This is a genomic window from Martelella mediterranea DSM 17316, assembly GCF_002043005.1.
GTDB lineage: Bacteria > Pseudomonadota > Alphaproteobacteria > Rhizobiales > Rhizobiaceae > Martelella > Martelella mediterranea.
In genome coordinates this window covers 2,026,345-2,039,304 of record NZ_CP020330.1, presented here as the reverse complement: position 1 = coordinate 2,039,304, position 12,960 = coordinate 2,026,345, and the positions used below count along the sequence as shown (strand labels likewise).

The 12,960-nt window shown below is 63.2% G+C and carries 11 protein-coding genes; 9 read left to right on the top strand and 2 right to left on the bottom strand.

The features are described 5' to 3' along the window. Window positions 1-85: 85 nt before the first annotated feature. The 8 genes from Mame_RS09510 to Mame_RS09475 all read left to right on the top strand — a co-directional run bounded on the left by Mame_RS09510 (window position 86) and on the right by Mame_RS09475 (window position 9,197). Window positions 86-982, top strand: coding sequence for a carbohydrate ABC transporter permease (locus Mame_RS09510; protein ID WP_018062906.1), 897 nt, complete (start codon window positions 86-88; stop codon window positions 980-982). Continuing rightward, window positions 979-1,803 carry a carbohydrate ABC transporter permease gene (locus Mame_RS09505; protein WP_018062907.1) on the top strand — a complete coding sequence of 275 codons (825 nt, stop codon included), beginning with the start codon at window positions 979-981 and terminating at the stop codon, window positions 1,801-1,803. The genes Mame_RS09510 and Mame_RS09505 overlap by 4 nt, the downstream gene beginning before the upstream one ends. Window positions 1,804-1,812: 9 nt before the next feature. Further along, on the top strand, window positions 1,813-4,047 hold the full coding sequence (locus tag Mame_RS09500) for a glycoside hydrolase family 2 protein (protein WP_018062908.1): 2,235 nt from the start codon (window positions 1,813-1,815) through the stop codon (window positions 4,045-4,047). An 8-nt stretch (window positions 4,048-4,055) separates the two neighbouring features. Further along, on the top strand, window positions 4,056-5,141 hold the full coding sequence (locus tag Mame_RS09495) for an ABC transporter ATP-binding protein (RefSeq protein WP_018062909.1): 1,086 nt from the start codon (window positions 4,056-4,058) through the stop codon (window positions 5,139-5,141). 119 nt (window positions 5,142-5,260) lie between these two features. Continuing rightward, on the top strand, window positions 5,261-6,271 hold the full coding sequence (locus Mame_RS09490) for an alpha/beta hydrolase family protein (RefSeq protein WP_018062910.1): 1,011 nt from the start codon (window positions 5,261-5,263) through the stop codon (window positions 6,269-6,271). A 114-nt stretch (window positions 6,272-6,385) separates the two neighbouring features. Then, a complete protein-coding gene (locus tag Mame_RS09485) occupies window positions 6,386-7,402 on the top strand; it encodes an ABC transporter substrate-binding protein (protein ID WP_018062911.1) in 1,017 nt (338 codons plus the stop codon). Then, window positions 7,399-8,436, top strand: a complete 1,038-nt coding sequence (locus Mame_RS09480; RefSeq protein ID WP_018062912.1) for a FecCD family ABC transporter permease — start codon at window positions 7,399-7,401, stop codon at window positions 8,434-8,436. Before Mame_RS09485 ends, Mame_RS09480 begins: the two co-directional genes overlap by 4 nt. Beyond that, complete coding sequence (locus Mame_RS09475) at window positions 8,433-9,197, top strand: ABC transporter ATP-binding protein (RefSeq protein ID WP_018062913.1); 765 nt, start codon at window positions 8,433-8,435, stop codon at window positions 9,195-9,197. The genes Mame_RS09480 and Mame_RS09475 overlap by 4 nt, the downstream gene beginning before the upstream one ends. Before the next feature lie 26 nt (window positions 9,198-9,223). Here the strand turns inward: Mame_RS09475 and Mame_RS09470 are convergent, their stop codons facing one another. Next, window positions 9,224-9,847, bottom strand: coding sequence for a TetR/AcrR family transcriptional regulator (locus Mame_RS09470; RefSeq protein ID WP_018062914.1), 624 nt, complete (start codon window positions 9,845-9,847; stop codon window positions 9,224-9,226). Between the two features lie 114 nt (window positions 9,848-9,961). On the opposite strand from Mame_RS09470, the gene Mame_RS09465 reads away from it, so the two are divergent. Further along, window positions 9,962-11,998 (top strand): NADH:flavin oxidoreductase, encoded by a 2,037-nt coding sequence (locus Mame_RS09465; RefSeq protein WP_018062915.1) that lies wholly within the window; start codon window positions 9,962-9,964, stop codon window positions 11,996-11,998. Window positions 11,999-12,022: 24 nt separating this feature from the next. Here Mame_RS09465 and Mame_RS09460 read toward each other — a convergent pair whose 3' ends face one another. Further along, the gene (locus Mame_RS09460) at window positions 12,023-12,958 is read right to left on the bottom strand and encodes a dimethyl sulfoxide reductase anchor subunit family protein (RefSeq protein ID WP_018062916.1); all 936 of its coding nucleotides are present in this window, start codon (window positions 12,956-12,958) and stop codon (window positions 12,023-12,025) included. Window positions 12,959-12,960: the final 2 nt, after the last annotated feature.

The following is a 12,960-nucleotide window of genomic DNA, read 5'->3' as shown; positions in this document are numbered from 1 at the left end:
GCGCTTTGCCGGGGCGGGCCCGCCTGCCCCGGCTTTCGCCATCACGATTGTTGGAAAGCCGGCCCGCCGGCAACTGGGACCGACCATGGCTAATGCAAGACCCGGCAATCTGAAGCGGTTTTACGACGTCAACGGCTGGCTGTTCGTGGCACCGGCCCTCATTCTCGTCGCCGCCTTCATGTTCTATCCGATCATCCGCTCGCTGGTGCTGTCGTTCTTTTCCGGCCGCGGCATGATGATGAATTTCGTCGGTTTCGGGAATATCGAGCGTCTCTGGTATGACGCCATTTTCTGGCAGGCGCTGACTAACACGCTGACCTTCCTTGTCATCCAGGTGCCGGTCATGATCGTGCTGGCGCTGATCCTCGCCAACGCGCTCAACAATCCTCGGCTCAGATTCTCCGGCCTGTTCCGCACAGCGATCTTCTTGCCCTGCGTATCATCGCTGGTTGCCTATTCGATCCTGTTCAAGAGCATGTTCGCCACCGATGGCATCATCAACAGCACGCTGATGGCGGTGGGGCTCGCCGACAGCCCGATCGAATGGTTCACCGATCCGTTCTGGGCAAAGGTGCTGGTGATCCTTGCCATCACCTGGCGCTGGACCGGCTACAACATGATCTTCTATCTGGCCGCACTTCAGAACATCGACAGGTCGATCTACGAGGCCGCCCGCATCGATGGCGTGCCTTCATGGCGGCGCTTCCTGCACATCACCATTCCGATGCTGAAACCCGTGATCCTGTTCACCACGATCACCTCCACCATCGGCACGCTGCAGCTCTTCGACGAGGTCTATAACCTGACCGAGGGCAAGGGCGGGCCGGCGAATGCGACGCTGACGCTGTCGCTCTATATCTACAACCTGACATTCCGCTTCATGCCCAATTTCGGCTACGCAGCCACGGTCTCCTACGTCATCGTGCTGATCGTCGCGGTGCTTTCCTTCCTGCAATTCTATGCCGCGAGGGAACGCGCATGACGAGCCGCCGCCTCATCCGCCTCGCCGCCGGTTCGCTGACCTATATCCTGCTCGGGCTCGCCGCCTTCATCTCGGTGTTCCCCTTCATCTGGATGGTGATCGGCGCGACCAACACCACCGCCGATATCGTCGTCGGCAAGGTCACCTTCGGCAACGCGCTGATGACCAATATCAATGCCTTCGTCACGCAGGTCGATGTGCCGTTGATCATGTGGAACTCGATCAAGATCGCGGGCCTCGGCACCTTCCTCACGCTCACGGTCACCTCGCTGGCCGGTTATGGCTTCGAGATATTCCGCTCGAAACTGCGCGACCGGGTCTACGCGATCGTGCTGTTGACTCTGATGGTGCCGTTCGCGGCGATCATGATCCCGCTGTTCATGATGACCGCCAAGGCCGGGCTGATCGATACCCATATCGCCATCATCCTGCCCTTCATCGCCTGGGCCTTCGTGATCTTCTATTTCCGCCAGGCCACCAAGGCCTTCCCGTCCGAACTGCGCGATGCCGCCAAGGTCGACGGGCTGAAGGAGTGGCAGATCTTCCTGCATATCTATTTTCCGGTAATGCGCTCCACCTATGCGGCGGCCTTCGTCATCGTGTTCATGCTCTACTGGAACAACTATCTGTGGCCGCTGATCGTGCTTCAATCCAACGAGACCAAGACGATCACGCTGGTCGTCTCTTCGCTCGCCTCCGCCTACTACCCCGATTACGGCACGGTGATGATCGGCACGATCCTCGCCACCCTTCCCACGCTCCTCATCTTCTTCGCCATGCAACGTCAGTTCGTCCAGGGCATGCTCGGTTCCGTCAAATAGGTCATACACATGCGTAAAGTTCAGAATTTCAATGCCGGCTGGGTGTTCTCCGAAGGGTTCGACGATGCGGCGACCAACACCCTGCGCGATGGCGAAAGCGTGCGCCTGCCGCATACCGCCGTCGAACTGCCCTTCAACTATTTCGACGAGAAGCGCTATCAGCGCGCCTTCACCTACCAGAAGGTTTTTGCCAGCGAGCCCGATTTCGCCGGCAAGCGGGTCACGCTGGTCTTCGACGCGGCGATGGCCGACAGCGTCGTTTTCCTCAATGGCACGGAGATCGCCGCCCACAAGGATGGCTATACCCCCTTCGAGGTCGAGATCGGCCCGCACCTGAAAGACGGCGACAATCTGCTGACGGTGAAGATCGACGGATCGGAGAACCCGGACATCCCGCCCTTCGGCAATGTCATCGACTATCTGACCTTTGCCGGCATCTATCGCGATGTCTGGCTGAAGATCACGACCCCGGTCGCGATCGACAACGTCAAGATCGAAACGCCCGACGCGCTCGCCGACGCCAAGAGCGTGACCGCCGACGTGTTCCTGACCGACGAGACCACCGGCAGGCTCAGCGCGACGCTCAGCGATGCCGAGGGCAGCGTGATCGCCACCACCGAAGCTTCCGTCTCGGGCCGACAGGCGCGCCTTGAATTGTCAGGCCTGAAAGGCCTCCGGCTTTGGGATATCGATGATCCGGCGCTCTATACTCTCACCGTGACGCTCGAAACCGAAGCAGGCACGGACGATTTTGCGAACCGTTTCGGCTTCCGCACCGCCTCCTTTGCCAGCGATGGCTTCCGCCTCAATGGCCGGCTTTTGAAGCTTCGCGGCCTCAACCGCCACCAGAGCTGGCCGCATCTTGGCTACGCCATGGGCAGGCGCGGGCAGGAAAAGGATGCCGACATCCTGAAATTCGAACTCGCCTGCAATATCGCCCGGACCTCGCATTATCCGCAGTCGAAATATTTCCTCGACCGCTGCGATGAGATCGGCCTTCTGGTTTTCGAGGAAATCCCGGGCTGGCAGCATATCGGCGGCGACGCGTGGAAACGGGAATCGGTCGAGAATGTCCGCCGGATGATCACCCGCGACTGGAACCATCCATCGATCATCATCTGGGGCGTGCGCATCAACGAATCCGCCGACGACCACGATTTCTACGCCGAGACCAACCGGGTCGCCCGCGAACTCGACGCCACCCGCCAGACCGGCGGCGTGCGCTGCATCGAAAACAGCGAGATGCTGGAAGACGTCTATACGATGAACGACTTCGTCCTCGGCGACGAGGAGCAGCCGGGCCGCAACCACGCCCGGATCTGCACCCGCGACCAGAGGCAGGTGACCGGGCTTTCGAAGACGGTGCCCTACATGATCACCGAGTATAACGGCCACATGTATCCCACCAAGCGCTTCGATCAGGAGAGCCGCCAGGCCGAGCACGTCACCCGCCACCTGCAAATGCTGAACGCGGTTGCCGGCGACCCGACGATCGCGGGCAGCACGGGATGGTGCATGTTCGACTACAACACCCACAGCGATTTCGGCTCCGGCGACCGGATCTGCTATCACGGCGTGATGGACATGTATCGCGAGCCAAAATTCGCGGCCTATGCCTATGCCTCGCAGGGCGAACCCGAGAATGGCGTGGTGCTCCAGCCGGTCACCTTCTGGGCCCGCGGCGAGCGCAATATCGGCGGCGTGCTGCCACTGATCATCCTGACCAATTGCGATTATATCGAACTCACCGTCGGCGACAGCGCGCCCAAGCGGGTGGAACCTGCACGTTCGACATACCCGCACCTCCCTCATCCGCCGGTCATTCTCGACAGCCACAATGTCTCCGCCGAAGAATTCGGAGACTGGGGTCGCCAGTGGTTCGACGGCACGCTGACGGGCTATATCGACGGAAAACCCGCCAGGACCATGAAGCTTGCCGGCAACCCCGTGCCGACGACGCTCGAGATCGCGCCGGATGCGACCGAATTGAGGGCTGCGGAGAAGGACTGCGTGCGCGTGATCCTGCGCGCGCTCGACCAGTGCGGCAACATCATGCCGTTCTTCGATGAGCCGGTCGCGCTTTCGCTCGATGGGCCCGGCCGGATCGTCGGGCCGGAGATCACCAGCTTCCGGGGCGGCACAGCGGGGCTTTACATCGAGGCGGGCGACGAGACCGGGACGCTGACGCTTTCGGTCCGCTGCGCCGCCTTTGCCGATGATACTATCGCCTTCACGATCAGCTGAGGTTTGCCATGGCAGATGTTTCCCTCAACCAAATCCGCAAGTCTTTCGGCGCGATCGAGGTCATCAAGGGCGTCGATCTCGACATAAGGTCCGGCGAGTTCGTGGTCTTCGTCGGTCCCTCCGGCTGCGGCAAGTCGACCCTCTTGCGGATGATCGCGGGGCTTGAGGACATCACATCCGGCTCGCTGTCGATCGGCGGAACGGACATGACAGACGAGGACCCGGCAAAGCGCGGCATCGCCATGGTGTTCCAGACCTATGCGCTCTACCCGCATATGACGGTGCGCGAGAACATGGGCTTCGCGCTGCGTTTCGCCGGCATGAAAAAACAGGAGATCGAGACCCGGGTAATGGAAGCCGCCCGGATGCTGGAGCTGGAATCCTATCTCGATCGCAAGCCGAAGGCGCTTTCGGGCGGCCAGCGACAGCGCGTCGCGATCGGCCGCGCCATCGTGCGCCACCCGGACGTCTTCCTGTTCGACGAGCCGCTCTCCAACCTCGACGCGGAGTTGCGCGTGCATATGCGCGCCGAACTCTCCGCCCTTCACGACCGGCTGAAGACCACCATGGTCTATGTGACCCATGACCAGGTGGAGGCGATGACGCTTGCCGACCGGATCGTGGTGCTGCGCGCCGGCAAGGTCGAGCAGATCGGAACGCCGCTGGAGCTGTTCAATACGCCTGCCAACCTGTTCGTCGCCGGCTTCATCGGTTCACCGGCAATGAATTTCCTGCCGGCAAGCGTTGTCGATGCCGATGAGGCCGGACTGAAGATCAGCCTCCTCGACCAGGAGACCCTGGATATCGCGATCACCGGCGCAAGACCTGCCTCCGGCGCCAGGGTAACGCTCGGCGTGCGCCCGCAGCACATCAGGCTGGCGGCGGAGGACCAGACCGGCTTCGAAATCGCCATCACCCTGGTCGAGGCGCTGGGAACGGAAACCGTGGTCTACGGAGAAGCCGGAAACGGCGAACGGGTCATGGCCGTGCTTGCCGGCCAGCACGCGCTTAAAACCGGCACGACCATCCGCGTCGCCTTCGATGTCGCCGATGTCCATCTCTTCGATGAAGCCGGTCAGCGCATGGCGCGTTGATGCCATCGGGAGCACTCGATAGATGAGCGTTCCTCACGCACTCATAACAGATACTCATTCGACTCAGCCGCCGTCCCGTATAAAATCCAACATGCAGGGATGCTGACCGGGGCGGAGGCATGGACGAACAAGCCGATATACAATCGACGGAACGTCATGCCGGAGAGGCGCGATCGGGCGCGCCGCTGCGTCTTCAGGCGCCCGACGGCATGTGGCTCGGCGGCTTCATATGGAGCCATGGCGTGGCCGAAAGACCCGTGGTGGTAATCTCGGCAGCGACATCGGTTCGCTGCCGATATTACGCGCGATTTGCCGATTACCTTTATGGTCACGGTTTCAACGTCATCACCTATGATTATCGCGGCATCGGCGAATCCCGCCCGAAATCGCTGCGCGGCTTCGACGCCGACTGGGTGGACTGGGGTGAACTCGATCTCGAAGGCGCGCTCTGCCATGCCCGGGCGGAATTTCCCGGCCAGCCGATCCAGGTTGTCGCCCACTCGATCGGCGGATTTGCGATCGGCCTTGCGCCATCGAACCACCGGATCGGACGCATCCTCACCGTCGGGTCGCAATTCGCCCACTGGCGCGATTATGCGGCCAGACACCGCCTGCGGATGTTTGCGAAATGGCATATCGTCATGCCGATGCTGACGGGGCTCTTTGGCTATTTCCCCGCCAAGCGTCTTGGCTGGATGGAAGACACGCCCGCCGGCGTGGTGCGCGACTGGAGCCGGATGAGAGCCCGTTTCGAGCAGACCGTGCGGCAGGATCGCATCATCGACGACCAGCGCCAGGCCGAGAAACTGCGCCAGCGCTTCGCCGGCGTGACAGCGCCGATCCTGGCGATCGGCCTCGATGACGATCCCCACGGAACACCCGCGGCGATCGATCGGCTTCTGGCTTATTTCACCGCCAGTCACCGGCGGCACTGGCGTCTCCATCCCGACGACATAGGCGTCGAGACAATCGGCCATTTCGCCTTCTTCCACGACCGCTTCAAGGACAGTCTATGGCCGATCGCGCTTTCATGGCTGCAAACCGGCGAGATTCCCGCCGGCGCGCCGGGCCGGCTGCTGGCCGAGACGAGGCCCTCGGAGAAAGACGATACTGAGCGTACGGATCGTTGATCCCGATGAAGGGCCGAAGAGCGGCGTAATATAAAATATGAGTAATCTTGTCTTGATTTGGTGATGTGGCACTTCTAAAGAGCGGTCCGACGACACAAGCGAACGGGACCCGACATGGATATGCAGAAGACGCTGGGCATCATTGGCAGCATGATCATTGGACTGACGGCTGTGCCGACGCTGGCCGCTTCCACCTCCTACCCGCTCACGATCGAAAACTGCGGTGCAACCGTGGTCTTCGAAAAGGCGCCGGAACATGCCGTTGCGCTTGGCCAGAACAGCGCCGAAATCATGCTGTTGCTGGGCCTGGAAGACAGGATGGCGGCCACCGCCTTCTGGCCCAATGAGGTTCTGCCCGAACTGGCGGAGGCCAATGCAAAGGTCAAGCTGTTGAGCGTCGAGTTTCCCACGCTGGAGTCCGTCCTGGAGCAGCAGCCCGATTTCGTCGCGGCGATGCTGCCGATCCTGATGGGACCGGACAGCAAACTGGCCAAGCGCGACGACTTCGAAAGCCTGGGCATTCCCGCCTACCTCTCGCCGAGCGCCTGCTCGACCACGCTGGATACGGGCGACGCCTATGGAAGCCGCGACCAGCTCTGGAACATGGATCTCCTCTACAAGGAGATCGACGATCTTGCCCGAATCTTCGATGTCGAGGACCGCGGACAGGCCCTCATCGCCGACTTCAAGGCGCGCGAACAGGCGCTGCGCGATCGATTCTCCAAAAACGAGGACCTGACATTTCTGTTCTGGTTCTCGAGCCCGTCGCCCGCCGACGACGCCTATCTGGGCGGCGGCAACGGCCCTTCCGGCTTCATCGCCGACCTTCTCGGCGGTCGCAACGCACTCGACACCAAGGCGGAGTGGCCGACTTCCAACTGGGAAGGCATCATGGCGGCCGACCCCACCATCATCGTCGCCGCGCAGGTTGACCGCAACCGGTGGGACCTCGACACCGCCGAACACAAGATCGAATTCCTTGAGTCCGATCCGACCGTGAGCCAGATGGACGCCGTCAGCAAGGGGCGCATCGTGGTCATGAACGGGGCGGCCATGAACCCCAGCATTCGCACGCTCTACGGCGCCGAGGAAATCGCCCGACAGCTCGAGGCGATCGACCTTTCGAAATGAACACCGCGGATGACACGCGGGCCGGCCTCAGGCTGGCCCTGCTGCTGGCCGGGTCGGCCATTGTCCTGATCGGCGTGATCGCCTTTGCGACCGCGATCGGCGACTACAACATACCTGTCAGATCCGTCTTTCTGGCGGTTACCAATCATTTCGGCCTGACGACCGCCGATATTCCCAGGATCGAACAGAGCGTGGTCTGGAACCTCCGGCTGAGCCGGAGCCTCGTTGCAGCGCTCTGCGGCGCGGGTCTGGCGATCTGCGGGGCCATCCTGCAGGCGCTGTTGCGCAATGCGCTGGCGGAGCCGTTCGTGCTCGGCGTCTCGGCGGGAGCCTCGACCGGCGCCGTCTGCGTCATCGTGCTGGGCATCGGCGCGGGCGCCGTGTCGCTGTCGCTCGGCGCCTTCGTTGGCGCCTTTGCCGCCTTCGCGCTGGTGGCCCTGCTCTCGAATGGCGCGACCAGCGGCCCGAGCCATACGATCCTCGCCGGCGTCGCGGCCTCGCAGCTGTTCAATGCGCTCACCGCCTATATCGTCACCACCTCCGCCAATGCCCAGCAGGCGCGCAATGTCATGTTCTGGCTGCTCGGCAGTTTCGGCGGCGTCCGCTGGCCCGAATTTCAGTTGCTGGCCGTGGTGCTGTGCATCTGCCTCGCGATCTGCATATGGATGGCCCGCACGCTCGACGCGTTCACCTTCGGCGACGAGGATGCCGCAGCCCTCGGCATCCCCGTGGCCCGCACGCGGCTGATCCTGTTCGGGGTCACGGCGCTGATGACGGCGACGATCGTCAGCCAGGTCGGCGCGATCGGCTTTGTCGGGCTGGTGGTGCCGCATGCCGCGCGTTATGTCGTGGGGCCGGTGCATATGCGCCTCCTGCCCGCCTCGGCGATCCTCGGCGCCGTCTTCATGGTCATCGCCGACATCGCCTCCCGCGTGCTGGTGCCGCAGCAGACCATTCCGATCGGGGTTGTCACCGCGCTGGTCGGCGTACCGTTCTTCGCCATCATCCTCTATCGCGCGAGGCCCCGGACATGAGCGTCGTTGCAGACCAGTTAAGCTGGGGCGTCCGGCGAAAGGTCATCGTGAAGAATGTCAGCCTTGACGTGCGGGAGGGCGAAACCCTCGGACTGATCGGGCCGAACGGCTCGGGCAAGTCCTCGTTGCTAAGGCTCCTTGCCGGCCTGAAGCGGCCGGATCGCGGCCATGTCGAGATCCATGGCCGCAACATCGCCCACGTGCCCCGACGCTTGCTGGCGCGCGAGGTGGCATTCGTTCAGCAAAATGCGGCGACCGATACCAATGTCACGGTCCGCGACGTCGTCCGCCTGGGACGCACGCCCCATCGCTCGGCGCTTTCCGGCTGGAGTTCGGCCGATCAGGAAGCGGTATCCGACGCACTCCGGCGCGTCGGCATGGAGCCGCTTCAGAACCAGTCCTGGCAGACGCTTTCGGGCGGCGAGCGGCAACGCGTGCACATCGCCCGCGCGCTTGCCCAGAGCCCGCGGGTTCTGTTCCTCGATGAACCGACCAACCATCTCGACATCCACCATCAGATCGAGATCCTGCACACCGTGCGGCAACTGGACCTGACGAGCATCGTTGCCCTGCACGATCTCAATCTCGCCGCGATGTTCTGTGACCGGATCATCGTGCTGAAGGATGGCGCCATCGTCGCCTCGGGCGCGCCCGAAACCGTGTTGACCGAAGAGATGATCGGAAGCGTCTTTCGCGTTTCCGCCGCCGTCAGCGCCTCTCCCTATCACGGCCGCCCGCAGATCCACTTCCGCTCCTGCTGAGCGGCAGCGACCGGCTCCGTGCAGGCTCAGCACTCATGACGGGCGCGGAAGCGGGCGAGTTCGCGCTCGCTCGGCGTCCGGCCGGTATAGATCCTGACATATTCCGAAGCGCGGTTCACGCGCGTGGCGGTATCCTCCGAGACCTGCAGCGAGATATAGCCGATCTGCACCAGATAGACCGCGTGCGCCCGCACATCCGCCTCCCCCGGCGCAAAGCCGAAGCGGACGAACAGCGCCTTGATGGCCGCGATCCGCCTCTCATCCGCGCTGGCGACGCGGGCCATGACATCGGCGGATTGCGCCGCCCAGCCGCGGACCGAAAAATCGAGACGCGGATCGAAATCCGTTTCCGCGATGAAGACGCTGATCAGGTTGAGGATGGCCTCGCTCAGGGTTTCGGCATAGGCATCGCAGGCGTCGATCAGCGCGCCGGTATTGGTTTCTTCCCAATGTTCCAGAAGCGCGTTCAGCAGCGCCGCACGATCCTTGAAAAACCAGTAGAAGCTGGTCCGCGACAAGGAGAGACGTTCGGCCAGCGGCTGGATCTTGACCGCATCCACCCCTGTTTCGACAAAGACCTGCCGGGCCGCATCGAGCCACAATGCGCGCGAGCCGCGCCAGCCGGCAGTGTTTTCCGTTTCAGCATCCATGCGCCAAAGACTAGCCGCAAGGCGGATACGAAACAAGAAAATAGACGCTTACGTCGATTAACTTGACAGTTATGTACATTTATGGCGAACTTCTCCCAACCAGAGGAGACCGTCATGCATAATGATCCGCTGCTGCACCCTTACCAGCTCAAGCACCTCACCCTGAAAAACCGCATCATGATCTCCTCGCACGAGCCTGCCTATCCGGAGGACGGCATGCCGAAGGGGCGGTATCGCGCCTATCACGCCGAGCGCGCCCGCGCCGGCGTGGCGCTGACCATGACCGCCGGTTCGGCATCGGTGGCGCGCGACAGCCCGCCGGTGTTCAACAACATCCTCGCCTGGAAGGACGAGGTGGTCGGCTGGATGCGGCAGCTCACGGACGAATGTCACGAGCATGACTGCGCGGTGATGATCCAGCTCACCCATCTCGGCCGCCGCACCCGCTGGGACAAGGCCGACTGGCTGCCGGTCGTCTCCGCCGGCCACGAACGCGAGGCGGCCCACCGCGCCTTTCCGAAAAAGGCGGAGGACTGGGATATCGCCCGCCTGATCACCGATTATGCCGATGCCGCCGAACGCATGCAGGCGGCCGGTCTCGACGGTATCGAAATCCAGGCCTATGGCCACCTGATGGACCAGTTCTGGTCGCCGCTGACCAATGATCTGGACGCGCCCTATGGCGGCTCGCTCGATAACCGGCTGCGGTTCACCTTCGAGGTGCTGGGCGAAATCCGTCGGCGCGTCGGCCCGGATTTCATCGTCGGCGTGCGCTATACCGGCGACGAGCGGCTCGAGGGCGGGTTCGACCGCGAAGACGGTCTCGAGATTTCGCGCCGGCTGAAGGAGAGCGGGCTGGTCGACTTCCTCAATGTCGTGCGCGGCCATATCGATACCGATGCCGGGCTGACCGACGTTATCCCCGTGCAGGGCATGGCCAGCGCCCCGCATCTCGATTTCGCGGGCGAAATCCGCGTGGCGACGGATTTCCCGACCTTCCATGCCGCCAAGATCCAGGATGTCGCGACCGCCCGCCACGCGATTGCCAGCGGCAAGCTCGACATGGTCGGCATGACCCGCGCGCATATGACAGACCCGCATATCGTGGCGAAGATCATCGCCGGCGAGGAAGAGCGCATCCGCCCCTGCGTCGGCGCGAACTACTGTCTCGACAGGATCTATCAGGGCGGGCTCGCCTTCTGCGTCCATAACGCCGCCACGGGCCGCGAGGAAACCATGCCGCACGCCATTCCCCCGGCTGACATGAAACGCCGCATCGTGATTGTCGGCGCGGGCCCGGCGGGCATGGAGGCCGCGCGCGTGGCCGCCGAGCGCGGTCACGACGTGATCGTGCATGAGGCGGCGAACGACCCCGGCGGCCAGGTTCGGCTTGCCGCCCAGAGCGAGCGCCGCCGCGAGATGATATCGATCATCGACTGGCGGTTTGCCGAATGTCGGCGGCTCGGCGTCACCTTCCATTTCAACAGTTTCGTTGATGGCGACGCGGTGCTTGCGGAAAAGCCCGATATCGTCATCATCGCCACGGGCGGCCTGCCGCACACCGATGTGACGGGCGCGGGTGACGACCTCGTGGTTTCCGCCTGGGACATCCTGACCGGAGACGTCAAACCCGGCCAGAATGTGTTGATATACGACGATGCCGGCGACTATCCGGCCCTTCAGGCCGCTGAAAAAATCGCCGAGACCGGCGCGAAAGTGGAGATCATGACCCGCGACCGGGCGTTTGCGCCGGAGGTGATGGCGATGTCGCTGACGCCCTTCATGCGCGCCCTGCAAAAGCGCGACGTGACCTTCACCGTGACATGGAAACTGCAGCGCGTGGAACGCGACGGCAACCGGCTTCTGGCGACGATCGACAGCGATTATGGCGGCGTGACCCGCACCCGCTCTGTCGATCAGGTGATCGTCAACCACGGCACACGACCGCTCGACGATATCTATTTCGAACTGAAACCCGAATCGTCCAATCTCGGCGCGGTCGATTACGAGGCGCTGGTGGCGGGCGACCCGCAAGCGGTGCACAGCAATCCCGAGGGTAACTATCAACTGTTCCGGATCGGAGACGCGGTTTCAGCCCGCAACATCCACGCGGCGATCTATGACGCCCTGCGGCTGGTGAAGGACCTCTGAGCTGCCCTGCCGCTTCGGCGGCGCTCACATGCCGTAATAAAGCGTCACCGTGTGCCGCGCTTCGGCGAAGAACAGCCAGCGTTCGACCAGCATGCCGGCAAGTTGCAGGGGCACGGCGGCAAGGGCGAGCACCAGCGCCAGCGGTCCGGGAAGCAGCAGCGACAGCACGAGACAGGCCGCCGGTAGGGCAAAGGCAAGCGCTTGCGCGATCAGGCGCAGCCTTGCGGCATGCTTGCGCGCGACGCGATAGCCCATTTCCTTCAGCAGGTAATTCTGCTCGCTGTGCGGGGACTGCACCTGGCGGATTTGGCCCTCGCCCAGCCCGAGCGCCTGATTGGCGGTGGGCTGACCCTTGCCGCTGTCGCGATAGGCCCAGTAGCCGCGCTTGACCGCCCACCCTGCCAGCGCGAGGAGCACCGCCAGCGCGGCAACGAGCCGGCTGGCTGGGCCGAAGATTACAAGCAATGCGTTGAGCAGCGTCAAACCTGTCATCGCGGCAAAGACCAGATAGGCGGGCAGCGTCCAGGGACCATGCCATTCCGCGACGGGCTTGAGCGAGGCGTAGATCATCGCCGTCATGATGACGGTCGCGACCGCGCCAATGACGGCAAGGCCGCCGGCAAGCGCCATCCAGCCGCCGCTGGCCTGCAGGATGACCCAGCCGAAGGCGAGCGCGACAGCAGGAACATAGGTCGCGACAGAGGACACGCCTTCGCGCGAGAGCCATGACGACCGCCACTGGCTGAAGGCGCGCCAGGCGCGCTCCGGACGGCCGAGATGGGCGGTGGACGACAACAACCCGGCCGAGATCAGGCCGAGCGACAGGCCGAAGCCGACGAGACCGAGCCACGGATCTGGCGGCAGCAGGCCGAAGGCGGCGGCAAGGCCGAGCAGGAACAGCAGGCCGTAACCCGCGCCGGACGCGGTGGTGAAGAAGATAACGGAAAAGGCGGGATGCATCG